This window comes from Erythrobacter sp. S57(2025), from assembly GCF_057365055.1.
The window spans coordinates 2,631,310-2,655,930 of sequence record NZ_CP200299.1; the positions used below are offsets into that span (position 1 = coordinate 2,631,310).

The 24,621-nt window shown below is 57.4% G+C and carries 17 protein-coding genes; 8 read left to right on the plus strand and 9 right to left on the minus strand.

From position 1 onward, the window contains the following. Positions 1–84: 84 nt before the first annotated feature. Positions 85–834, plus strand: coding sequence for an ATP-binding cassette domain-containing protein (locus AC0V6N_RS12600; protein WP_486171893.1), 750 nt, complete (start codon positions 85–87; stop codon positions 832–834). Beyond that, a complete protein-coding gene (locus AC0V6N_RS12605) occupies positions 834–2,372 on the plus strand; it encodes an ABC transporter permease/substrate-binding protein (protein ID WP_486171894.1) in 1,539 nt (512 codons plus the stop codon). The genes AC0V6N_RS12600 and AC0V6N_RS12605 overlap by 1 nt, the downstream gene beginning before the upstream one ends. 2 nt (positions 2,373–2,374) lie before the next feature. Here AC0V6N_RS12605 and AC0V6N_RS12610 read toward each other — a convergent pair whose 3' ends face one another. Genes AC0V6N_RS12610 through lgt form a run of 3 tightly spaced genes read right to left on the minus strand, consistent with a single transcriptional unit; the run spans position 2,375 to position 5,751 of the window. Further along, positions 2,375–2,806 carry a DUF2147 domain-containing protein gene (locus AC0V6N_RS12610; protein ID WP_486171895.1) on the minus strand — a complete coding sequence of 144 codons (432 nt, stop codon included), beginning with the start codon at positions 2,804–2,806 and terminating at the stop codon, positions 2,375–2,377. Between the two features lie 51 nt (positions 2,807–2,857). Beyond that, positions 2,858–4,939 carry a class I SAM-dependent methyltransferase gene (locus AC0V6N_RS12615; protein ID WP_486171896.1) on the minus strand — a complete coding sequence of 694 codons (2,082 nt, stop codon included), beginning with the start codon at positions 4,937–4,939 and terminating at the stop codon, positions 2,858–2,860. After that, positions 4,840–5,751, minus strand: a complete 912-nt coding sequence (gene lgt, locus AC0V6N_RS12620; RefSeq protein ID WP_486171897.1) for a prolipoprotein diacylglyceryl transferase — start codon at positions 5,749–5,751, stop codon at positions 4,840–4,842. Before lgt ends, AC0V6N_RS12615 begins: the two co-directional genes overlap by 100 nt. A gap of 201 nt (positions 5,752–5,952) precedes the next feature. Between lgt and AC0V6N_RS12625 the strand changes: the two genes are divergently transcribed. The 3 genes from AC0V6N_RS12625 (at position 5,953) to AC0V6N_RS12635 (ending at position 13,370) form a co-directional block, all read left to right on the plus strand. Beyond that, complete coding sequence (locus AC0V6N_RS12625; protein ID WP_486171898.1) at positions 5,953–7,668, plus strand: class I adenylate-forming enzyme family protein; 1,716 nt, start codon at positions 5,953–5,955, stop codon at positions 7,666–7,668. 42 nt (positions 7,669–7,710) lie between these two features. Continuing rightward, complete coding sequence (locus tag AC0V6N_RS12630) at positions 7,711–10,485, plus strand: [protein-PII] uridylyltransferase (RefSeq protein WP_486171899.1); 2,775 nt, start codon at positions 7,711–7,713, stop codon at positions 10,483–10,485. Between the two features lie 116 nt (positions 10,486–10,601). Next, positions 10,602–13,370, plus strand: coding sequence for a TonB-dependent receptor domain-containing protein (locus AC0V6N_RS12635; protein ID WP_486171900.1), 2,769 nt, complete (start codon positions 10,602–10,604; stop codon positions 13,368–13,370). A 69-nt stretch (positions 13,371–13,439) separates the two neighbouring features. On the opposite strand, the gene AC0V6N_RS12640 is transcribed toward AC0V6N_RS12635, so the two are convergent. Both AC0V6N_RS12640 and AC0V6N_RS12645 read right to left on the minus strand, forming a co-directional pair. Further along, positions 13,440–13,892, minus strand: a complete 453-nt coding sequence (locus tag AC0V6N_RS12640; protein ID WP_486171901.1) for a hypothetical protein — start codon at positions 13,890–13,892, stop codon at positions 13,440–13,442. After that, the gene (locus tag AC0V6N_RS12645; RefSeq protein WP_486171902.1) at positions 13,892–14,557 is read right to left on the minus strand and encodes a YggS family pyridoxal phosphate-dependent enzyme; all 666 of its coding nucleotides are present in this window, start codon (positions 14,555–14,557) and stop codon (positions 13,892–13,894) included. Before AC0V6N_RS12645 ends, AC0V6N_RS12640 begins: the two co-directional genes overlap by 1 nt. 23 nt (positions 14,558–14,580) lie before the next feature. Here AC0V6N_RS12645 and AC0V6N_RS12650 point away from each other — a divergent pair, with 23 nt between their 5' ends. After that, positions 14,581–15,129, plus strand: coding sequence for a thiamine phosphate synthase (locus AC0V6N_RS12650; protein WP_486171903.1), 549 nt, complete (start codon positions 14,581–14,583; stop codon positions 15,127–15,129). Between the two features lie 203 nt (positions 15,130–15,332). After that, complete coding sequence (locus AC0V6N_RS12655) at positions 15,333–17,717, plus strand: FtsK/SpoIIIE family DNA translocase (RefSeq protein WP_486171904.1); 2,385 nt, start codon at positions 15,333–15,335, stop codon at positions 17,715–17,717. A 9-nt stretch (positions 17,718–17,726) separates the two neighbouring features. Here AC0V6N_RS12655 and AC0V6N_RS12660 read toward each other — a convergent pair whose 3' ends face one another. Next, the gene (locus AC0V6N_RS12660; protein ID WP_486171905.1) at positions 17,727–18,830 is read right to left on the minus strand and encodes a substrate-binding domain-containing protein; all 1,104 of its coding nucleotides are present in this window, start codon (positions 18,828–18,830) and stop codon (positions 17,727–17,729) included. A gap of 151 nt (positions 18,831–18,981) precedes the next feature. Between AC0V6N_RS12660 and AC0V6N_RS12665 the strand changes: the two genes are divergently transcribed. Continuing rightward, the gene (locus tag AC0V6N_RS12665) at positions 18,982–20,703 is read left to right on the plus strand and encodes a sensor domain-containing diguanylate cyclase (RefSeq protein ID WP_486171906.1); all 1,722 of its coding nucleotides are present in this window, start codon (positions 18,982–18,984) and stop codon (positions 20,701–20,703) included. Positions 20,704–20,712: 9 nt separating this feature from the next. On the opposite strand, the gene AC0V6N_RS12670 is transcribed toward AC0V6N_RS12665, so the two are convergent. The 3 genes from AC0V6N_RS12670 to AC0V6N_RS12680 are packed head-to-tail and all read right to left on the minus strand — an operon-like array spanning position 20,713 to position 24,583. Continuing rightward, positions 20,713–21,981, minus strand: a complete 1,269-nt coding sequence (locus AC0V6N_RS12670; protein ID WP_486171907.1) for an NADH:flavin oxidoreductase/NADH oxidase family protein — start codon at positions 21,979–21,981, stop codon at positions 20,713–20,715. An 8-nt stretch (positions 21,982–21,989) separates the two neighbouring features. Then, positions 21,990–22,391 carry an acyl-CoA thioesterase gene (locus AC0V6N_RS12675; RefSeq protein ID WP_486171908.1) on the minus strand — a complete coding sequence of 134 codons (402 nt, stop codon included), beginning with the start codon at positions 22,389–22,391 and terminating at the stop codon, positions 21,990–21,992. Continuing rightward, positions 22,388–24,583 carry a S9 family peptidase gene (locus tag AC0V6N_RS12680; protein WP_486171909.1) on the minus strand — a complete coding sequence of 732 codons (2,196 nt, stop codon included), beginning with the start codon at positions 24,581–24,583 and terminating at the stop codon, positions 22,388–22,390. The genes AC0V6N_RS12675 and AC0V6N_RS12680 overlap by 4 nt, the downstream gene beginning before the upstream one ends. Positions 24,584–24,621: the final 38 nt, after the last annotated feature.

Genomic DNA, 24,621 nt, shown 5'->3' on the forward strand with positions numbered 1-24,621 from the left:
CGCTCTAGGCTGGTGTTATCGGCTAAGCTTCTCAAGGACCCATTTTCCATCACTGCTTCACCTGAAAATGCTGCCGAACCCATTTTGACATTTGAGGGAGCTGAGCGCCGTTATGGCGAAGTGGTTGCCGTGGGCGGTGTGTCCTGCACCATTAATGCCGGCAGCTTTGTGGCTTTGGTAGGCTCGTCTGGTTCAGGCAAATCAACCCTTCTAAAAATGGTCAACACATTGGTTGCGCCCAGTGCAGGCCGGGTGCTGTTTGGCGGGGAGGATGTGACAGGGTTCAAGCCTTCGACCCTGCGCCGCCGGGTTGGCTACGTCTTTCAGGGCATCGGCCTGTTCCCGCATTTCAGCGTGGGAGAAAATATCGCGGTGGGACCACGACTTGCGGGCGAGAAACTGCCTGACAAACGCATCGCTGAATTGCTTGACCTGGTTGAACTCGAACCCGAAATGGCCAGCCGCATGCCCGATGAACTGTCCGGTGGACAGCGCCAACGCGTAGGCGTGGCCCGTGCTCTTGCCGGTGATCCCGAACTGCTGATCATGGACGAACCCTTTGGCGCATTGGACCCGATCACACGTGATGCGCTGGGTGAAAAAGTGCGCGAGCTGCATGAAAAGCTCGGCCTCACCACGATTATGGTCACGCACGACATGGCAGAGGCATTGCTTCTCGCCGACCGTGTGATGGTGATGAGCTTTGGCGAATTGGTCGCCGACGAAACGCCGCGCGCACTGCTCGAAGGGGCAGGCGGGGAAATCGCACAAGGTCTGGTCGCCGTGCCGCGCCAGCAAGCCGAGCGATTGGCGCTTATGGAGCGCGGTTCCTAATGGGCGAGATCTTCGAAATCCTTCTGGGTCTGGGTGACAAATTTGCAGCCCATATCGTGCTAGCGGCCAGCGCAATTGGTCTTGGCATTCTGGTCGCATTGCCTTTGGCGGTTTGGGCAAGCCGGTCTCACACCGTGGCGCGTTTTGCTCTTGGTTTCGCAAGCCTTGTCCAAACCATCCCTGCGCTAGCCCTCCTCGCGCTGTTCTTCCCGATCCTGCTATCCTTGCGGGCGGTGTTTGGCGAAGACTTGCCAACGCTCGGCTTCCTGCCAGCGCTGCTTGCACTGGCGCTCTATGCTCTGCTGCCGATCCTGCGCAACGCAGTGACCGCGCAGGCCAATCTTGATCCCGGCGTGCTTGAAGCGGCGGACGGTGTGGGAATGACAAGCTGGCAAAAACTCACTCTGGTCGAAGCCCCGCTTGCCGCCCCATTCGTGATGGCAGGTATTCGCACTGCCAGCGTCTGGACCATCGGTGCTGCCACGCTTTCCACCACTATCGGCCAACCTAGCTTGGGCGACCCGATCTTTGCCGGGCTGCAAACCCAGAACTGGGCGTTGGTCGTGGCGGGCTGCATTGCGAGTGCGGGGCTGGCATTGGTTGTCGATGCACTGCTGGGCTTGGTTGAAAACGGCTTTGCCAAGCGCAATCGCTGGCAGTGGGGTACCAGCTTGGCAGCAGTAGGGCTGGGCGTCATCGCTGCGCTCGCATACCAGTCGGGCGGAGACGATGAGGACACTATTGTCATCGCGTCAAAGCAATTTTCAGAGCAGTACATCCTTGCCCAGTTGATCGGTTCGCGGCTTGAGGCTGCGGGCTATTCGGTTGAATATCGCGACGGGCTCGGCTCTGCGGTGGTGCACAGCGCGGTTGCCTCTTCGAGCATTGATATCTCGGTCGATTATACCGGCACGATCTGGACCAATGAGCTGGAGCGCACAGGCAATCCTGGACGCGAGGCGATGTATGACACCATCGTTGAATGGGAGCGCGAAAACACCGGCGTTCGCGTGCTGGGCCGGCTGGGTTTCGAAAACGCTTATGCTTTTGCCATGCGGGAAGACCGCGCAGAAGAACTGGGTGTCACCTCGCTGGAAGACTTGGTGCCTGTCGGTCCGCAATTGACAGTTGGCGGCGATCCTGAGTTTTTTGAGCGGCCTGAATGGATTTCGGTGCGCGATGCATATGGTATGCGCTTTGGCGGAACGCGCAATTTTTCGCCCACCTTCATGTACAACGCGCTGCGTTCAGGCGAGGCGGATGTGATCAGCGCCTACACTTCGGATGGGCGGATCGCAGCTGACCGGCTGGTGGTGCTAGAAGACCCGCGCGAGGCTCTTCCAAGCTATGATGCTATGCTGATGATGTCCCCGCGCATTGCAGAGGATGAAGGCATCGCCCGCGCGCTCGAACCCTTAATCGGTGCGATATCGGTTGAGGTCATGCGCGAGGCAAATTTCGCTGTCGACCGTGAAGGCGAAGGCAAACTTTCTCCGAAAGAGGCGGCTGAGCAGCTGGCGGAGAAGATCGGCCTCTAGAGTCACCTCGCTTTGCGCCACGTTTGCGATTGGCAAAACGGGCCGATGCAGCCCTTCACCTCTAATGTGTTGGGGCCAGTGCGGCGCACGACCGAGCGATAGGTACGGCCTGAATTCGGATCGTAAATCTGGCCGCGCCACAAATCATCGTCTTCGCGGAAGTTGGTGAGGATCGGCAGGCCAAGCAGGCGGCGGGTGCGCAGGCGCGTCTCAGGATTGTTGATGTCGCGCTGATCCGCACCATCGGGAGGGATTACGAGGAAGCGCGCAATTGTGCCGCATGTCACACTGCCACAGCGCTTAATCTCGACCACGGCATCGCGATCTTCTGTGACCCATCGGCCCGAAATGGAATCCGCAGCATATGCGGGAACTGCGCTCAGGAAAGCGGCGCTTAGCACTGTGAAAAGGCCCAAACTCAAACGCGCAAACATGGCAGTTCTCCTGACTTCATATTCATTGATACGCGAAAATGAGAGGAAGGGTTACTCTTCAAACCCCACGCCAATCGGCCAGCGCCGCCCGCAAACGCCGAGCACTTTGAACAGAACACCCATTTGGCCGTCCTCGATCAAGCGATCGAGCTGCCGTTTCAATTTGGCTTCTTCCTTGGGGTTCTTGCGCACCAGCGCCTCATGCCGGGTTTCGATACCCATAGATCGCAGCCAATCGCCCTGCATCTCCAATCCCATCACATCGGCCCCGTGATTGGTAGCGACGGTCTGGAGCAGCTCAAAGTCCACGTGAGATGTGAGGTCCGCTTCGCCCGGATAAGCAAGGGGATCGACCTTTTCGTGGGCGCGGATTGCTTGCAGGGTTGACCCTGCGCGCAGTTCCATTGGGCCGTAATCGATGATTAGCGCAGCCCCGCCTTGTTCTTTCAGCCGTTGTGCGATCTCACCCATGACCGCGCTCGCCGCAGCGCTGGTTTCGATCATCGTGCCTTGCGAGGCACTTCTCCAGCTTTTGGGGACGATCGACTCCATCGGCTTATCACCTGCGACGAAAACTAGGTCATCGCCCTCCAACCCAATCATACGTTCATGCCAACCTATCGCGGAGCGCACGAGCTGGTGGACCGGCAAGGCGTCAAAAAACTCATTTGCAACGATCAGCAGCGGTGCATCATCGGGCAGGGTGGAAATGTCATGGTGATGGGTGACGTTCGGGAACGCTTCTTTCTGAATTTTGCGAAGCGCAGGCGAACCTTCGACAAAGTGGATTTGGGGATCAAAGTCGTAGCGCGCTGCGGTGCGCAAAGCGTCCTTGGCCAGCGTTCCGCGTCCGGGACCCAGCTCTACATAGTGGATGTGTTTGCGTGCGCCCATTTTGACCCAGAGATCAGCAAACCACAGACCAATTAGCTCGCCAAACATTTGGCTGACTTCGGGCGCGGTGATGAAATCGGCCTCTTCGCCTAAGGGGTCACGGCTGGCGTAATAGCGCGCATTGCTCTCCGCCATATACTGCGCAAGGCTTATCGGCCCAGTTTCGCGGATGAGGCGGCGGAAGGTCTTGCCAAGGTCTTTCGCCTTAGCTGCTTCGGCCATAGCAGCTTCCTGCGCGGCCTGCTCTTCAGCTTTGGCTTTTGCCTCCGCTTCTGCCTTGGCCTTGGCCTCCTCTTCGGCTTTTTTCTTGACTGCGGCAGCCTCTTCTTCAGCCTTCTTTTTGGCGGCTAGCGCTTCGGCTTCTTTGCGCGCCTTTTCTTCGGCCTCGGCTTTGGCTTTGGCTTCGGCAGCCTTCTTGGCTGCCGCTTCTTTCTTGGCCTTGTCCGCAGCTGCCTTCTTGGCTTTGGCCTCAGCTTCCTTCTTGGCCTTTGCCTCAGCCTCGGCCTTAGCCTTTGCAGCCGCTTCTTCTTTTGCTTTCTTTTCTGCGGCGGCTTTCGCTTCGGCTTCACGTTTGGCTTTTTCAGCCGCCTCGCGCTTGGCCTTTTCCTCGGCCTCTTTCTTCGCTTTAGCAGCGGCCTCTTTGCGCACTTTCTCCTCTGCTTCGCGTTTGGCTTTGGCTTCCGCTTCCTTTTGGGCCTTGGCTTCTGCCGCTAAGCGCGCCTTCTCTTCGGCGGCCTTCTTCGCCTCAGCTTCACGACGAGCTTTCTCCTCCGCCTCTCGCTTGGCTTTGGCCTCGGCTTCAAGCTTCGCCTTCTCCTCAGCTTCAGCTTTCGCGCGCGCTTCAGCTTCGGCCTCTTTGCGAGCCTTCTCCTGCGCTTCTTTTTCGGCTTTCTCAGCAGCCTCCCGCCGCGTCTTTTCTTCAGCGTCCTTACGGGCTTGCTCTTCAGCTGCTGCCCTGGCGTGGGCTTCCGCCTCTGCTTTCAGCTTCGCTTGCTCAGCTGCCATTGCCGCCGCGCGCTTTTGTTCAGACGCTTTGCCGTCTCTCGTAGGCGCAGGTTCGAGCGGGATTAGCGTCTCGCTCCCGTCCGGTTCAATCAGGCGCAGCGGGCTGCACCGTTCAACTTTGAGCGTGATCGATCCTAGGCCGCCGCCGGATTTGCTCCGGTGCCCACGGGTTTCCTCGTCACGGCGTAAATCGTGACAATCAATCCAATCAGTATCAGCGGTAGTGATAGCCATTGCCCCATTGATAATCCGGTTCGCACTGCAAAGTCAGCCAATTGTGCATCGGGTTCACGGAAAAATTCGTTAAAGACCCGCGCCGCGCCCATTCCCATGGTGAATACGCCCACGAGCAGACCAGGACGATAGCGCGCATTGGTCTTCCAAAAGAGCAAGAGTAGGATCACCAGCAGTGCCAGCCCTTCGAGCCCGGCCTGATAGAGCTGGCTTGGGTGACGCACTACATCGCCTGCTCGGCCATCAGGGAAGACCATACCCCAGGGCACATCTGTCGCACGGCCCCACAGCTCACCATTGTTGAAGTTCGCAAGCCGTCCGAGCAACATGCCCATGGGAACACTCACCGCGACATAGTCACAAACGCGCAGGAAATTTAGCTTGTTGCGCATTGTCACAAAGACGATCGCAGCGACAACGCCCACGAGCCCACCATGAAAGCTCATACCGCCATCCCACATGCGCAGCAGCTTCCAAGAAACGAAACCATCGCCGGAGAAATCGGTAAAGGCGCTTGGGATGCCAGTGTCGCCGCCAGTGTAAAACGCGGCGTAACCCAAACGCCCGCCCAAAATCACACCCAAGGTGCAGTAGAAGAACAGGTCGTCTGCATGGCGCTGAGCCATCGGAGCGCCGGGGGTTTTGAGCGCTTTTGACGTGTGCCAATAGGCAAAGATCACGCCGATCAGATAGGCGAGTGAGTAGTACCGGAGTTGAAACCCGCCAAGATCGAACAGATAGGGTTTCATGCCCAGATCGGACCAGTAAATCGGATCTGCAACGCCGCCGCTTGCAGCAAGTAGTGACAGCACGTGATGAACCTCTTAGTAAACGCGGATTAGCCGGAACGCCCAGCACCGCATTGCGTTGTTTGGCAAGGCTTGTGGCACAGCGCTGGGCTTGGGGAAAGCCTTCGCATGAGCCAGCATGAATTCAGGCTGCTGCATCTTAGGTGGTGGCAAATGGGATAGAACCACCTGCAGCCGCGGGTGAGATGAAGGAGAGAGACGCGCATGCCCAGTCAGTTGGACACTGCACTAGAAGCGATCATGACGGAAATGACCAAAGAAGGTCAGCCGTTTCATACAACGCCGTATGAGATTGGCGGGGTTTCGATGCCCGCCTTTACTGTCGCTCCGCCAACGCTGGCGCATTACTTCGCGCATTTCTGCAACGAGCATAAGGATGTGCCGTTCATCGTCGACGGCGATATCCGACTGACCTTTGGTCAAACCTATGCTGCTGCCGTTTGCGTGGCAGAGGGCCTTGTCGCTGATCATGGCCTCCAAAAAGGCGACCGGGTCGGGATTGCGGCGCGCAATTCTGCCAACTGGATGATCGCCTATATGGGCATTGTCATGGCCGGCGGTTGTGCGACATTGCTCAATGGTTTCTGGGGCGGGGACGAGCTTGCTTATGGCGTGCGTCTTGCTGAGTGCAAACTGGTGCTGGCCGATGCAGGCCGCGCAGCGCGGCTCGAGGGAACAGAGCATGGCGCAACATTGGTGATGATCGATCACAATGCGCCGGCAGAAGGGCTCGCCAATGTTTGGAAGGCACCCGCTGATCCGTCGACTTCGGTTGCGATGCAGATGCTGGGGCAGCTTACAGCTGATGATCTGGCAACGATCCTTTACACCTCAGGCTCCACTGGTAATTCCAAAGGCGCCTACTCTGATCATCGCGGCGTTGTCGCCGGCGTCATGAGCTATGTCAGCCAAAGCGCGATGGCCAAGGTCTTGCTGGAAAGCCAAGGCGAAGACGTCAGCGCCCAGCCATGTGCGTTGGTCGCCGTGCCGCTGTTCCATGTGACCGGCGAAGTGCCTTTGTTCCTGCAAAGCTATGCCATTGCGCGCAAGCTGGTGTTGATGCCGAAATGGAATGCGGAAGAAGCTTTGCGCCTTATGGACGTAGAGAAAGTCACATACTTCGTTGGCGTGCCGCTGATGAGCTATGAGATGGCGACGCATCCCAATCGCGATCAATATGACCTGAGCCAATGCCGCAGTTTTGCAGCAGGTGGCGCGCCGCGTCCGGTTGAGCATGTGACGCGGATCAAAGAGGCGTTCCCGAAAGGCTTCCCGCTGCTGGGTTATGGCCTCACCGAAACCAACGCGGTTGGCTGCGGCAATTTCAACGAAAACTATCTCGCGAAGCCAGGCTCGACCGGCAAAGCATCGCAGCCACTGGTCGAAGTCGCCATCCTTGATGATGACGGCAATGAAGTGGCCCAAGGCAAAGTCGCAGAGGTTTGCATCCGATCGGTTGCCAATTTCAAAGGCTATTGGAACAACGAAGAAGCAACCAAAGCCGCCTTCACCGACGATCAATTCTTCCGCACTGGCGATCTCGGCTATCTCGATGAAGACGGCTATCTCTATATCGTCGACCGCAAGAAGGACATTATCATCCGCGGCGGTGAGAACATCACCTGCATCGAAGTGGAAGATGCGATCTACGCGCATAGCGACATTGCCGAATGCTCGGTCTTTGGCCTGCCGGATGAGCGTATGGGCGAAGTGCCCGCAGCGATTTTCCGCGTGAAAGAAGGCCGCGATCCCATGGAAGCGGGCGCTTTGCGCGAATTTCTGCTGTCGCGCATCGCCCCCTTCAAGGTGCCATTGGTCGAACATATCTGGGTGACGGACGAAGTTCTCCCACGCCTTGGCACGCAAAAGATCGATAAGAAGAGCTTGCGCGAACAATACACCAAGATGCTCGCTGCCTGATCGGCGGCGGGCTCTAGACACACCAATGAAAGGAAACGCGGCATGACAGACTGGAGCCTACCCAGTCGCCGCGTTCCGCGTCAGCGTTCGATCATCAATCGGCGCGACTTGTCGAGTGCAATCAGCGTGCTAGCCGAAGAGCAAGGTGACAGCGCACGCGCAGATGTGCTTGGGCTGTTGCAAGACGCATTGGCTGCGGGCCGTACAGAGCTAGAAAGCCGTCTTTCAGAAAAGCCCTCTGCGGGTCATGAGATCACGCTCGGCTACGCCTTCCTCACCGATCAATTGGTGCGCGTGATCCATGACTATGTGACCACGCACGCATATCCTGCGCGCAATCGAACCACCGCCGAACGCCTCGCCGTGCTGGCTGTGGGCGGTTATGGCCGCGCAGAAATGGCGCCGAACTCCGATGTCGATATCGCCTTTATCACGCCCATGAGAATGTCCGCCTGGTGCGAGCAGGTGATCGAGGCGATGCTTTATCTGATGTGGGATCTGGGCCTTCAGGTCGGCCATTCCAGCCGCTCCATCGCCGATACAATGCGCATGGCGAAAGAGGATCTGACGATCCGTACTGCATTGCTCGAAAGCCGCTTCGTATGGGGCGATCAAGATGTCTATGAGGAATTGCGCGCTCGGTTTTGGAGCGAGGTTGCAAAGGGCAATGAGGCCGATTTCCTCAAACAGAAACTGGGCGAACGCAACGCCCGGCACAAGCGCATGGGCGACAGCCGCTATGTCGTTGAACCCAATGTAAAAGACGGCAAAGGAGGCCTGCGCGACCTCCAGACTTTGTACTGGATTGGTAAGTTCTCGCACCGCGTCGATAGCGCCGCACAGCTGGTTGATGTCGGCCTTTTGACCCGCGCCGAATATCGCAGTTTCCGCCGAGCAGAGGGGTTCTTGCTCGCCACAAGGTGCCATATGCATGTGCTCACCGGACGGGCGGAAGATCGACTGACATTCGACCTGCAACGCCAAGTCGCAGAGCGCATGAACTTTGCTGACAGGCCCGGCAAAAGCGCGGTCGAACGGTTCATGCAATTCTACTTTCTGCAAGCCAAACGCGTGGGTAGCCTCACCGGGGTTTTCCTCTCGCACCTTGATAATGAGCTGGCCAAGAAACGTTCGCGGAGTGGTTTTTTCGCAGGTTGGAAAAGCAAGCCGCGTTTCCTGAAAAACTATCTGGTCGAAGGCGGTCGGCTAAAAGCGCCCAACGACAATTGGTTCAAAGACGATCCGGTCCGTCTGATCGAAGTGTTCCAGATCGCAGAGGCTGAAGGGATGGAGGTTCATCCTGAGACCATGCGGCAGGCTGGCCGCGACACAAAACTGATCGACCGCGAAGTGCGCAAAGATCCGCGCGCCAATGCTCTCTTCCTTGAGCTATTGGGCGGGCGCAACGATCCGGAAACCGCGCTTCGCTGGATGAATGAGGCGGGCGTTTTTGGCCGTTTCGTTCCCGATTTTGGCCGAGTGAATGCGCAGATGCAGTTCGATATGTATCATCACTACACCGTGGATGAGCATACGATCCGCGCCATTGGCCTGCTCAGCCAGATTGAGCGGGGATTGCTCGAGGCAGACCACCCACGCGCCACCAAGCAAATCCACCGGGTCGCATCGCGACGTGCTCTCTTCGTGGCCGTGTTGCTTCACGATATCGCCAAGGGACGCGGAGGTGACCATTCGGTCTTAGGAGCGGATGTCGCACGAAAGCTGTGCCCGCGTTTTGGCCTTGATGAGAAAGAAACCGAACTGGTGGCGTGGTTAGTGCTGCAGCACCTTTTGATGAGCTCAACCGCGCAAAAACGTGACCTCACCGATCCGAAGACTATCGAAGATTTCGTGGCTGAGGTGAAGACGGTGGACCGCCTGCGCAATCTCGCCATTCTGACCGCCGTCGATATTCGCGCGGTTGGACCGGGCACCTGGAACAGCTGGAAAGGCCAGCTGCTGGGTGAGTTATATGATGCCGCCCAAGAGCGCCTTCGCCTGGGTCACAAACGCACGGGCCGCACTGAGCGGGTGAAGGCCAAGAAGGTCGATGTTGCAGAGCTTTTGGGCACAAACTCGCAATTGGTGGAGAGCGTGGGCACGCTTCTGGCCGATGCTTATTGGATCGCTGAGCCTGAAGACATCATCGCCAAAAACCTCCTGCAATATGAGGAAGCACAGCGGATCGATGATCGCCTTTCCATCCATTGCGAAGTCGATGAAGAACGCGGTGCCACTTTGGTAAGTGTGATCGCGCCTGACCACCCCGGCCTGTTCTATCGCATGGCAGGCGGCATGCATTTGGCAGGCGCGAACATTATTGATGCCCGCATTCACACAGCGAAGAACGGCTACGCGATCGACAATTTCCTCGTACAGGATTTGCGCGGAGAACCCTTTAGCGAAGAGGCGCAAATCGCGCGGCTAAAGAGGGGCGTGAAAGACGCGCTGGCGGCCAATGTAGAACTCGTTCCAAAACTCGCCGCGCGCCCGTTGCCGCATTCGCGTTCAAAAGCGTTCGACATCTCGCCCACGGTGAATTTCGACAATGCGGCCTCCAATCACTTCACGGTAATCGAGGTGAGCGCGCGCGACCGGCCTGCTCTGCTGAACCGGCTCGCTCATGCACTCTATAAGGCCAACTTGATTGTGCAGTCAGCACACATCACTGCCTACGGAGAAAGCGTGGCTGACACATTTTATGTGACTGACTTAACAGGCGCCAAAGTGACCACGCCTGATCGCCTCGCTGAAATTGAAAGCGAGTTGCTCGCCGCTGCCAGCGACAAGCGCCAGCGCGAACACGAAAACGCATAAGACGCTTCCCTTTTGCAGATGCTCCTGCCAGATTCGTCGATAAGCAGCAAAATAAGTTGCGCGACCTGAACCTATTTTCTAGTCATTGTGACACTTCACTCAGGGAGAGAGAAAGAATGAAGACCCTTACCCCCTCACGTACAGGCATGCGTGCCTGTGCAGCCGTCCTCCTTTGCTCGGCCGCCTCATTGCCGTTTGCCGCCCATGCGCAAGACGCTGGCCCGGTTGACGAAACAGCCGAAGAAGGCGGAAACCAGATCCTTGTGACCGGTTCGCGCATTCGTCGCCAATCTCAGGCTGACCTCGCATCTCCGCTTGCAACAGTGGGCGCAGAAGCCATTGCTGACATTGGAGCGCAGAACATTGGTGAGATCACGCAGACGCTGACCATCAATAGCGGCGCGCAAAACAACCCTGACGCCTTTACCCAAGGCGGCACCACTGGCACCTCGAACATCAACCTTCGCGGCCTTGGCGTTGCATCAACGCTGATCCTGCTGGACGGCAAGCGCCAGACTTTGTCAGCTGCCCCAACCAATGACGGGATCAACTTTGTCGATACGTCATCACTCGTTCCGCTGATTGCGGTTGAGCGTGTTGAAATTCTGAAAGACGGCGCATCCTCGCTATACGGTTCAGACGCGGTTGCAGGTGTGGTGAACTTCATCACCCGCGACAGCTATGACGGTATCGTCGTATCGGGCGAGTATACCGAGCATCTCGGCTTTGGCGACTATTCAGAATACAACATTCAAGCGATGGGTGGCCTCAATTTCGGCGACCTCAACCTGCTCGGCGCGATCAGCTATGTTGATCGCTCTGCGCTGACGACGGCAGAACGTCGCCTGTCGCGTGGGCCAGAGTTTGCCGCCGATGGCACGCCAACATTCTTTGGTGATGACACGTCTGCACTGGGCAATCCCGGTTCATTCTTCGGCGTCCCCGGCTTCCCAGCCAGCGCACCTGTGCTTGACCCGGGTTGCGCGGATGCAGGTGGTATTGCCGATGTGATCTCCGCCACGCCAGCCGGCGTGCCCGATGTGGGCCTTTGCCGTTTCGACTTTGGTGAGTTCTTCAACCTCGTGCCAGACGAACAGCGTCTAACCGCTTTTGTTTCTGCCAATGCAGACCTGTCTGACAGCGTGCGTTTCAGCGCAGAGATCAGCTATGCTGACAACGAAGCGGTACGCGGCAACTCGCCAACATTCCCGTTCTTGCAGCTGGGCCAAGCTATTGTTCCGGACTTCAACCCGAACAATATCTTTGGCGCCAATGTCACATTCTTTGGCCGTGCCAGCGGTACGGGCGGCGAAGTGTCACCCGCATCGTTCGAATCTGAAACGCTTCGGATTTCAAGCACGCTTGAAGGCGACTTTGACAGTCTGCTCGCAAACGGTCTGTGGAACGTCAGCATGACTTTTGCCGACAATGACTTCACCGCTCGGACTGAAGACACCGTCCGCGATCGTTTCGCTTGCGCCCTGCGTGGTTTCAATGCCAACCCCGCTTTCAACGCGGCAACTGGCCTTGATTGTACTGCCAGCAACCCGTTCCTGACGGCCAATGGTGCAGTGATTCCGGGTGATGGTACGTTCTTCAATCCATTCGCATCAGCGCTGGCAGGCGGCACCAACACCAATGCCGGGCTGCTCGACTACATCACTGAGTTCTCGGTCTCGAACCGCGAGGCTGAATTGTTCGTGCTCGAAGGGTTTGTCTCTGGCGATCTGTTTGAGCTTCCCTCTGGCCCAGTAGGCATCGCCATTGGCGCGCAATATCGTGACCAGCGGATCTCAGCGAGCTTTGATGACATCACGTCAAACGACGGATTTGCCTTCCTGATCGGTGAGCAGGCCTTTGATGGTGGTCAGGATGTTTATGCGGTCTTCGGCGAATTGAATGTGCCTCTGGCTGATTTCGCTGATCTGCAACTGGCTGTGCGTTATGAGGATTATGGCAGCCAGGGTGGCAGCACCGTCGATCCAAAAGCGGCTTTGCTGCTGCGTCCGACCGATTGGCTGTCATTGCGCGGGTCGTATTCGACCTCGTTCCGTGCGCCTTCGACCTTCCAGCTTCAGGGTCAGTCGACCACGCTGCAACAGGTCTCTGACCCGAACAATGGCGGGGCCAATGCCTTTGTCGCGGTTCGCGCCGTGGGCAACCCCAACCTCGTTCCTGAAGATTCGACCGCGTATAATCTGGGCTTCACCCTCGAACCGATCAGCGGCTTCGAAATCAGCGCAGACTATTACAACTTCGAATTTGAAGATGCGATTGTACAAACCGCACCGCAAGCGATCGTCGATGCCGATCCAAACGGCCCTGACATCATTCGGAGCCCCGCTGGCACGATCATTCAGGTCAATAACTCTTACGTGAACGCAGCTAGCGTTGCGACATCGGGCGTCGATTTCTCGGTCCGCTATCGTATCGATGCAGGCTTCGGCACGATCACGCCGAGCTTCGAGGGCAACTATGTCTTCGAATATGACCTGCAGACAACCGCTGGCGGCCCGACGATTGATGGGGCGGGCAACCGCAACTTCACGAACTTCGGTTCACCAACGCCTGAACTGCGCTTCAACGCTGGCTTGCAAGTCGAAGCAGGCCCTCACTCATTGAACGTCTTTGGCCGTTACATTGACAGCTATCTGGACGATCAAAATGGCGGCGCAGATATCGGCAGCGATTTCCGCGTGGACATTCAGTACAGCGTTGCGATCAACGAATTCTTTGACCGCGATAAGCTGATCCAGCTGACCGTTGGTGCGCGTAACGTGTTCAACGAATTGCCACCGCGCGTTGCGACCAATGGCGGCTTTGACAGCCGGGTCCACGATCCGCGCGGGGCGCTGTTCACCGTTGGTCTGACGAGTGAGTTTTAAGACCGGTTGAACCCATATCGACTAAGGAAGGGGCGTTCTGGAAACAGGGCGCCCTTTTCATTTGAGGGCTTACTTGGCGACCAGCAGCAGCAATGCGATGCGGTTGTGATCGAAGCCCACAAACCCCCACTCCACCGCTCCCCCAGCAATCGGGTTCCACAAACCATCATAGCGATTGGAGACGATGGTGCAGGCATCAGGCGAGAACAGGCTGAGAAAGTCGTTGGCGCACCGATGCGCCTCATCTGCCGCCAACCAAGGTGTGCTTGGATTGGCGATATCGTGGCTTAAAGCCTTTGTGAGCTCGCCCAAGGCGGAACGAGGCGTATCAACACCCGCCGTCGCATCCAGCAATTCCCAGTTGAACCCGATTGGCGTGAGGCCGTGAGACTTCACAAAAGCATCGGCGATAGCAGAATGGATAAACGCATCCACGGCAGGTGATGAATGGCGAAACAGCACTAGCGCCACGCCGGACAATCGCTCCACCCAGCTCTGTTCAAACTCTTCAGGTGAGAGCACTACCCGCCCCGCGCTCCGAACAAGGCTGTGCCTACGCGAATATGGGTTGCGCCCAATTGGACGGCGGTTTCATAATCGCCGCTCATCCCCATGGAGAGACCTTCTACGCCGTTATCCTGCGCGAGTTTGGCTAGGAATGCGAAGAACGGTGCGGCTTCGGTGTCCGCAGGGGGGAGACACATGAGGCCAGCAATTGGAATATCGGCATTGCGCACTTTCTCCAAAAACGCGGGCAATTCGCTTATCGGGCAGCCGCCCTTTTGCTCCTCATCGCCAATATTGACCTGTACAAAGCAGGGCACGCGCGCATCCGCCTTGTCCATTGCCTTAGCGAGAGATTTGAGCAAGCTGGGCCGGTCGAGCGAGTGGATCACGTCAAACAGCTCAACCGCTTCTTCGGCCTTGTTCGATTGCAGTTGGCCGATCAGGTGCAGCTCGGCATCAGGATATTGCTCGCGCAAAGCGGGCCATTTGCCTTGCGCTTCCTGCACGCGGTTTTCACCAAATACGCGGTGCCCCACTTCCAGCAGCGGAGTGATCCGCTCTGCCGGATGAGTTTTACTGACCGCGATCAGCGTCACATCTTTAGGCTCGCGCCGCGCTGGTTTGCACATGCGTGCAATATTGGCTTTGACATCGGCGAGAAGAGTGGCTGCACTTTCCATATCAGCCCCGCTATAGCGGGCGCGTGGACATTTCAACGCCCCTTGCAACTCCATTGCCGAACCGATGGTTGATCTCCGACGAGCGCAACGATGCTGCGCTGGAACGCGCGCTCAAGTCGCTCCCGGCGCAAAGCGGGTTTATCTACCGCCACTATTACCTGAGCGATCCTGCAAGGTGGGAGCGGTTTCGTGTACTTCGCATCATCGCCAAGAGGCTGGGGCATCTGGTGATCCTTGCCGATAGCGCGATTACCGCGAAGGAATGGGGTGCGGACGGTATCTATGGAGCACCTCGCTCGTTATTGCCCCGGCGTCATGGCCTGCTGCATTTGGCAACCGCGCATGATCTGCATGAGATCGGCCTTGCGAACCGTTTTGGTGCCGATGCGGTGCTCCTATCGCCGGTATTCCCGACCCAGTCGCATCCCGGCTCAGCGACCCTTGGCCCTGCTCGTTTCCGCTTACTTGCAGCACGCTGTGCCGCCCCCGTTATCGCTCTTGGTGGCATGAACGAGGTACGAGCGCGGGTGCTGCAATGGGACAGATGGGCGGCAATTGACGGCCTCAGCTAGGCAAGAACAGCCCGCAGGGCCGCAAGGGCAACCGCCCCCCGCAGCGATGCGGCCGCCAGGTCGCGTGAGTGAGGATAGCTAAGCGAGCGGATGCGAGCGCCGGCGCTTGAGGCCAACAAACAGACGCCTTCTGCTTGACCGGAGTCTGCTGAGGATTCATGGTGTGTTCTCACCTAGGAGGACCATAAGTGGCGTCTCGTGCAATGAGCACTCGTAACACCCAAGCTGACTGGCGCATTGGCCTGCGCAGATCTATCCGGCGCGCGGCGCAAATGACCGGCGCGGGCGTGTTGCTGGTGTCGATGATCTTCTTAGGCCTCGCCTTGGCGAGTTACACCCAAACCGATCCCAGCCCATCGACCGCAGCGAACCCTGCGCAGGTGAGCAATTGGATGGGCAGTTGGGGCGCCTGGGCGTCTGACCGCGTGCTGTTCGCCTTTGGCCTGCCCGGTATTTTGTTGCTCCCACTCCTCTATGTTTCAGCGCGCAAATTGTGGCGCGCGGTGGAGCTTGATGATGATGTTGAGCGTTCAGAGAACACCAGCTGGTGGCTGCCAACCGGGCTTTTGCTCATTGCCATCATGCTGTTTGGCACTGTCTTGTCGCTTACCTTTGACCGCTCTGGCGGGACGCTTCCTGCGCAATTGGGCGGGGTTTCAGGTCTCTTAGGGGCAATCGGCATTGAAGCGGTCGCAAATAGATTTGGCGGCGGGGCATCGGGATGGATTATCCTTGTTGCCGCTTTGCTTTGCCTTGCTGGCGGAACTGCGCTTGCAACGCGCGTCTTTGCGATCGACTGGCGGGTGCTGCTCACCCTGCCAAACTTCGTCACGAACAGCGCGATTGGCGGCGCGATCCTGTCCAAACTGCCGTTTGGCAAGCGCGAGCCTGCGCTGACCTTTGTCGGCGATGATCCGATCGAGGCACCTGCGACCAAAGCGCGCCGAAGCTCCAAGACTAAAATCGAAGCGCCAGCAGAACCGGCACCGCGCCGCGCGCCTGAGATCAGCGATCCTTCCGCACCGCCAAAGCGGGCAGAGCCTGCCAAGAAGAACCAGCGCGATATGTTCGCGACGTTTGATCTGCCCAGCCTTGACCTGCTGGCCAACCCGCCAGAGGACAACGCGCCCAAGCTCGATAAGCTGGCGCTCGAACGCAATGCGCGGTTGCTCGAAAATGTGCTCGATGATTTCAATGTGAAAGGTGAGATCACTGCCGTTCGCACCGGCCCGGTCGTGACCATGTACGAACTGGAACCGGCACCGGGTATCAAAGCAAGCCGCGTCGTGGGCCTTGCCGAAGACATTGCGCGCAATATGAGCGCGATCTCTGCGCGCGTCTCCCCCATTCCCGGAAAGACGGTGATGGGGATCGAACTGCCCAATAAAGACCGCCAAGTGGTGATGCTCAAAGAGCTCGCCGCATCAGCGGACTTTGCCGAGAATAAGGGCAATCTGCCAATCATCTTGGGTAAGGATATTGCGGGCGAGCCGATCATCGCTGACCTTGCTGCCATGCCGCACTTGCTGGTCGCAGGGACCACCGGTTCGGGTAAATCGGTTGGCCTCAACTGCATACTTTTGTCGCTGCTCTATCACTTCACACCCGCTGAGTGCCGCCTGATCCTGATCGATCCCAAGGTGCTTGAGCTGAAGAGTTATGACGACATCCCCCACCTCCTCTCACCCGTGGTGACAGAGCCGCATAAATCCGTACGCGCGCTCAAATGGGCGGTGGAAGAGATGGAGAAGCGCTATCGGATGATGTCTTCCGTGAATTCACGCAACATCAATTCCTTCAATGAGAAAGTCCGCACCGCCATCGCCAAGGGCAAGCCGCTGGGCCGCCGCGTGCAAACCGGCTTCGATCCTGACACGGGGGAGCAGCTCTACGAAGAAGAACAGCTCGATTACGAACCGCTGCCGCAGATCGTTCTGATCGTCGATGAGCTCGCCGATTTGATGGTCACAGTGGGCAAGGAAATCGAAGTTCTGATCCAGCGCCTCAGCCAGAAATCGCGCGCAGCCGGTATTCATCTGATCATGGCAACACAGCGCCCATCGGTCGACGTTATCACCGGTGTGATCAAGGCGAACCTGCCAACCCGGATCAGCTTTAAAGTCACCAGCCGGATCGACAGCCGCACCATTCTGGGTGAGCAAGGCGCAGAGCAGCTGCTGGGCAAGGGCGACATGCTCTATAAGCCAAATACCGGCGCGACGGTGCGCGTGCATGGGCCATTTGTGTCGGATGAAGAGGTTGAAGCAGTGGCAGACTTCTGGCGCGCGCAGGGGTCGCCTGAATATGTCGATGCCGTCACCGAAGAACCCGAAGATGGCGGCGGCTTCAATTTTGAAGACGAGTTCACCGCCTCAGACAATCCTGATGAGCGCAAATACCGTCAGGCCTGTCAGATCGTGATCGAAAACCAAAAGGCGTCCGGTTCATGGCTGCAGCGCCAAATGGGCGTCGGCTACAACACCGCTGCCAAATGGATTGAGCGAATGGAAAGCGAAGGTCTTGTTGGCCCCGCAAACCATGTTGGCCGCCGCGAAATCTTCCGCGATCAGGACGGCAACCCGCTTTAAATCGCGTAGCTACTCAGCCGCCACTTGTTCGACAGGAGCTTCAGCAGGTGCCTCACCCGTCAAATCAGCGCGAGTGAGCGTCAGCTGCTCGTTTATGCGCCGTTCGTTCAGGGCCATAGCCTCCGCGGGCGATGCGACCATGCCGATTGAGGCCAAAGGACCGCCTTCGCCCCATGACCGAATCCATTCCTGCATGAAATCGTTGAGACCTGGGATCGCGCGCATATGCGCTTTCTTGACGTAGACGTAGAGCGGACGCGCACCGGGATAAGAGAAGTTTGAGATGTTCTCATAGGTCGCAGCCACGCCGTTCATGGGCAGGCCCTGCACTTTATCGGCATTCTCATCGAGATAGGAGAAACCAAAGATGCCAACCGCGTCTGAATTGCTCTCAATCTTTTGGACAGTCAGATTGTCTTGTTCACCCAAATCAACGAAGGCCCCGTCAGAGCGCACTTGTGTGCAAAGCTCTGCATGGCGATCCTTGTCGCTGTCCTTGAGCGCCTTCATTTCGGCGTTGGTGTCACATCCCACCTCGAGCACCAGCTCTTTAAAAGCGTCACGTGTTCCTGATGTGCTGGGCGGGCCATAGACCAGGATAGGCTTGTCAGGCAGAGAGGGATCGACATCCGACCAAGTCTCATTCGTCTGTTCACCGCCATAGGGGCTGGCTGCCAGAGCTTCGTAAACAATACGAGGCGACAGATCGAGCATGATGCCACCTTGGGCCGACGCAATGGCAATGCCGTCCAGTCCGACCTGAATCTCGATAATGTCTGTGACGCCATTGGCCTGGCACTTGTCGAATTCAGAGACCTTCATCCGGCGCGAGGCATTGGCCATGTCGGGGGTATCTGCACCGATGCCCGCGCAAAATAGCTGCATTCCACCGCCTGTACCGGTTGATTCGATCAAAGGCGCGCGTCGACCTGGGTTTGAGCGCGAGTAACTTTCAGACACTTGCTTGGCAAAGGGCAGCACGGTCGACGAACCCACTGCGCGCACCCAATCGCGCGATCCACCGCCGCCTCCAACGTCGCATCCGGCCAAAGCGACAGTGGCTGAAAGCGTTGCAATGCCAAGCAGGCGCGAAAGTGATTTGGTTGTCGACATTTTGATCCCGTCAGATTTCAAGCGCGTAGTCTTAGATCAATTCTATGACACAGCCGTGACGCAACGAACTCCTGCATGAATTGGATAACCGCAGTATGCCCGCCTTCGCGTGCTTAACGCATATCTAATGCTTGGCCTGTAAGGCGGCGAGATGGGTTTCGAAGCGAGCGTCAGGCTGCCGCGGCTATTCGCGGTATGGGCAGTTGTTTTTGCTTGCCTATTTCTGCCTGCCAGCAATGCGTTTGCCGGTGAACGCTCGGTCTGTACTCCCCTAACTGCGCAATCAAACACCGCGATCCACGCTTTCGACCCCGCCAAGTTGGAATGTGGCTACGACCGAATAGAACTTGATCGCGAGCACAACATGGTGAGGATCACTGTCGATCAGGGTCAATCACCTGAGTTTGTCATTAGCCGCACTGCCAAGTTTGGAGCCATGAGCGTTGGGGTGCAGACGGGCGACGGACTCGTATGGGATCACCACAAGTTTGAGGATATTTCAGCCACCTTTTTCGACAGGCAATTCGCCGTTCCGCTTCCTGAATATGAGGGCCAAGCGGTCGCCGTATTCGTTGTCGTTGATCGCGCAACACAGGCGACCACATTTGATCATTTGCGGCTTGAGGATAAGTTGCCAGGCTCCAGTCCAGACGATGTCGCGCTGCTGATCTTGGTGTCGATCCTCACAGGCATGATGCTGATGCCCATTTTCTTTGACTGCATCTTCTACCCGGTTCTGCGGGAGCGCTTTATGATTTGGCATGCTGTCTTTGTCGGCAGTCTGGTGATGCAGCTGTTCTGCGGCTTTGGGCTCTATTCCGCTTTCCTAGACCTGCAATTACCAATGGTTCGTTTTGTCACTATCGGCAGTTTCAATCTGATGGTTGTGACAGGCATAATGTTCACTTTGCGCTTCATCGAGCCGGATAAACGCTCTGATCGACTGGCTAAGGCGGTTCTCTGGCTGACAGCCTTTTTCACCTTGGCGTCAGCCGTTCACATTGCGGGTATTGAGGCGCTGGGCAAATGGCCCGCAACCGTGTTCTTTCTATCGGGCGCACCGCTCGGTCTCGCAGTGCTCGCCTTGTTAATCGCGGCGCTGCGAAATGGCAGTCATAGCGCGCGCTACCTCATAATTGGCATTAGCCCTTTGCTCTTGGTCGCAATGATCAGGGTCTTCAGTTTCGCGCTTCCAAACGTGCCGGTCATCGATGCCAATGGCATGCTCTTAGTCGCGACATTCATCGAAATTGCAGCGACCGGAATGGGCGTGGTCCGACGCTTCTTCACACTCAGGCAAGATCGTGACCGGGCCAACAAAGAGGTGGGCGTGCTCGAAACAGTCGCTCAGCGTGATCCGCTCACTGGCCTTTTAAATCGCCGCGGACTTGACCGACGGTTTGACGCGCTCAGGTCGAAAGGCTTCGATACATTCGCCCTGCTTGATCTCGATCGGTTCAAGGACATCAACGACAAATATGGCCACCAAATAGGCGATGCCACTCTAGTTGCGTGTGCGAAAGCGATAGGCGCAGAAGGGGATCGCGACACGATTGCCCTTAGACTAGGCGGCGAAGAATTCGTGGTTCTGATGAGGGGGCGCGATGCCGTAAATCGGCTTGAAGCTTTACGCCAAGCGGTACCGATGCGTGTTGCCGCCGATGTCGCTGGACTAGATCGTCCTGTCACCGCAAGTATGGGAATTGTGACCTGGCCAAGCAATTCGGCTGCGCTGGTCGCGTTTGACGATCTGTATGCCCGCGCCGACCAACTGCTCTACGAAGCGAAAGCATCGGGGCGCAACACAATGTGTTTTGAGCAAGTAACGATCTTCGACCATTCGCCAGCGCGCCCACAACCCCGAGCTGCTTGAAAACAGGAGCTACCCCTCCGCGCGCCATTTGCGGTAGCGCTTAGCCCGCTTCGCTGCCCGCATCTGATCGGCGATCAATGCCACTAGCGGCGACCCGCCATTGCCGGGCGTTTTCGCCTTTGCCATGCGTTCTAGTTGAGCTTTTGTCAGCGCCATTGTGGCCAGCGCACCAAGTGTTTGATTTGACCAATCGACTTGCGGCAAAGGCACATCCGTCCCTGCCTTGGCTTTCCAATGCTTGGGCAAATGCGGGTCGCTGGCAAAGGCGCGGGCAAGGCCAAGTATTTCGACCCCGAACCCATGCTCATCCTGCGCCAGAGCCGCCTCGGCAATCTCAAGCTTCGTGATCCCGCCCGTCACCATTATCGGCATCGAGGCTACTTTGACGATGTCTCGCGCGAAATCGACAAAATATGCCTCTCGGCTTTCGGTGGAGGTAGGCGCTTGTGACGCTTCGGCTGCTTCAACACCTTGCATGGCAGGGCTTTCGTAATTGCCGCCCGACAGCTCAACGAAGTCGATGCCTTTGCCATCCAACCATTGGACAACTTGTCGCGCATCCTCAAAGTCAAAGCCGCCCCGCTGAAAATCAGCTGAATTGAGCTTTATCCCAACGCCAAAACCGGCGCCAACGCGGGCGCGCACGGCATCGACGATTTCGAGCAAGAGGCGCGCGCGGTTTTCGAGGTCACCGCCCCATTCATCATCGCGCTGGTTTGTGAGAGGCGAGAGGAATTGGCTGACCAAATATCCATGCGCGCCGTGAATTTGCACGCCATCAAAGCCAGCCGCTTCAGCCTGCTCGGCAGTGTCTGCGAAGCGGGTGATGATGGTTCGGATCTCTTCAACACTAAGCGCTCGCACCGGTGCGAAAAGCGATGAGAATTTGCCGAGGTTCAGCTCAACCCCCGATGGCGATACGGCCGTTTCACCGAGGCTTTTATAAAGCTGACGGCCCGGATGGCTGATCTGGAGCCAGAATTGCCCGTCGCCTGACTTGCCGATCTCAGCCCATTGTTTGAACGGCGTGAGGTCCGTGCCCTTTTGCAGTACCACTCCGCCCGGCCCTGTAAGCGCGGATGGGTCGACCATGACATTGCCAGACAGGATGATCCCAGCGCCGCCCTCAGCCCATTGGCGGTAGAGGCTGAACAGCTTCTCCCCTGGATATTGGCCGGGCTGCACCGCCAAGTTTTCTTCCATCGCCGCTTTGCACAGCCGGTTGGGGATCGTGGTGCCATTGGGCAGAGTGAGCGGTTCGAAAATTGGGCTGGTCATTAGGTCTCTTAGGGTTGGAAAGGTACGAGAACTTCTGGGCGAATGCGGGCCAAGCGGCCAGTCGCCCGGTCGAGCATCGCCCATGTGGTGCGGGCGGATACAAGCGCTTTGCCATCAGCGTCAGTGAATTCAACCGCGCGGACGGACTTGGCCCCTTTTGGTGCGCCATCGATCCAAGTGGTGCCGAGCGCGCTTTCGCCCTCGGCAATATTGCCGCGATAATCGATCTCATGCCGGATCACGACCCAGAAGAAGGCCTCCTGGTGCGCAGGATCAGCCGCATGCTCCCAATGCGCGGTCGCCAAGTCCTGAATCCACTGGACCCAGACCGAATTGTTCACATGGCCGAGCTCGTCAATATGGACGGGCTCGGCCACGAAGGTCTTCGTGAACTTAGGAGGTGCGCTCATTCAGGCGTGTCTGCCATGCCCATTTGCCACAGGATGAAGCTGAATTCCTCAGCTGTCTCGCGCAGCGAATTCCAGCGGCCTGACTGCCCGCCATGCCCTGCGCCCATATTGGTTTTGAGCAGCAGCACATTGTCATCGGTCTTCATATCACGCAGCAGAGCGACCCACTTGGCAGGCTCCCAATAGGTCACACGCGGATCGTTGAGGCCCGCTGTCACCAGCATCGGCGGATAGTCCTGCGCGCTCACTTGATCATAGGGTGAGTAGGACAGGATGTAGGCAAACGCTTCCTTGCTCTCAATCGGATTGCCCCATTCCTGCCACTCGCCCGGTGTCAGCGGCAGTTTGTCATTAAGCATCGTGTTGAGCACATCAACAAACGGCACATGGCTGACAATCGCGCCATATTGCGCAGGGTCTTGATTGATGATCGCGCCCATTAGCTCACCTCCAGCAGAGCCGCCGCTCGCGGTGACCATGCCCTCTGAGGTCAGACCCATATCGATCAGGCCGCGCCCAGCATCGACAAAGTCGTTGAACGTGTTGGTCCGCTCAAACATCTTGCCTTGCAGATACCAGCGCCGTCCCAAATCATCACCGCCGCGAATGTGCGCGATGCCGTAGGCAAAGCCGCGATCAACCAGGCTTAAACGCGTGGTCGAAAAGCCCGGCGGCACGGCATAACCATAGGCGCCATAGGCATAGAGGTGCAGTGGACCGGGTCCTTCGATCCCTTGCGCGGCGAGCAGCTCTGCGCGGTCTTTGCGCATTACCACGCTGACCGGAACCATAGTGCCGTCGCGCGCCTGAATTTCGACCCGGCGCGTCTCGTAGAGCGAGGGGTCATAGCCGCTCGGAATTTCCTGCGTCTTGAGCGTTTCCAGCGTGCGACTTGCCACATCGTAATCGAACACAGTGTCCGGCGTGATCATGCTCTCATAGGAGAGGCGCAGCACCGTCTGATCATATTCCGGATTGTAAGCGAGGCCCGCATCATAGCTTTCTTCGGGAAACTCGATCGCGTTCATCGCGGTTGGCGCGTCATATTGGCGGATCTGAATTTGATCGAGGCCGTTGAGACGTCCCTCAGTCACGAAGAAGCCTTCGAACAGATCGAAGTCGGTAAGGTAGAATTCGTCCGATCCAGCAATCACCGTTTCCCACTCAGCCGGATTTGCCAGATCGGCTTTGGCCAAGCGGAAATTGATGTGGTCATCATTGGTCCAGACCCACAACTCGCCTTCGCGAATGTCGACTGAGTATTCGACGCCCTTTTTGCGGGGTTTGATCAGGGTCAGCGGCGCTGTCGGATCAGACGCGCTGACGAAGCGGACTTCGCTGGTTTCGTTGTCGCCGGTTGCGATGATCAGATAGTCATCTTGCGCGGAGAGACCCGCGCCAACGCTGAAGCTCTGATCCTCTTCCTTGAACAAAGTGACATCGCTTTCCAGCGGCTGTCCGATGACGTGCAGCTTGACCTCAAGCGAGCGCCATTCCTCCGTCGATGGCGAATAGGTGAGCGCAGTGTCATTCGCGACCCATGTCAGCCCACCGCGAAGATTGGTGATCTCATCACCAAGATGCTCGCCCGTCTCCAGATCCATAATGCGAGCGGTATAACGCTCTGACCCATTCGTATCGGTAGAATAGGCCATGAAACGGCCATTCTGGCTGATCGAAAGCGCGCCGAGGCGGAAGTATTCGAGGCCCTCTGCCAGCTCGTTTTGGTCAAGGATCAGTTGCGGTTCAACATTATCCTCGGCACCTACGGGGCGGCGATAATGTTTGCGATATTGCGCGCCTTCTTCAAATTCTGACCAATACATGAAGTCGCCCCGGCGCTGTGGCACGGTGGAATCGTCCTCTTTGATCCGCCCACGCATTTCAGTGAACAAAGTCTCAGTCAAACCCGCATAAGGCTCCATCTGAGCCTCGAAATAAGCGTTCTCTGCCTTCACATAGTCGAGCACGTCCTCATCATCGATCTCAGGATAGGATTTGTCATAGAGCCAATTATACGGGTCGCTGATTGTTATGCCGTGATGGGTGTAGGTGTGCTCGCGCTTTTCAGCGATGGGCGGAGTTACTGTCACTTCAGAACTTTCTTGATGAGCGTCTGCAAAAGCAGGGCTGGTGGAAAGGGTAACAAGGGCGGCTGCACATGTAAGAAGCGCAAAACGGGATTTCGACATGCGAGGGAGAGTCCTTTGAAATAGGAGCCGGGTAGAAA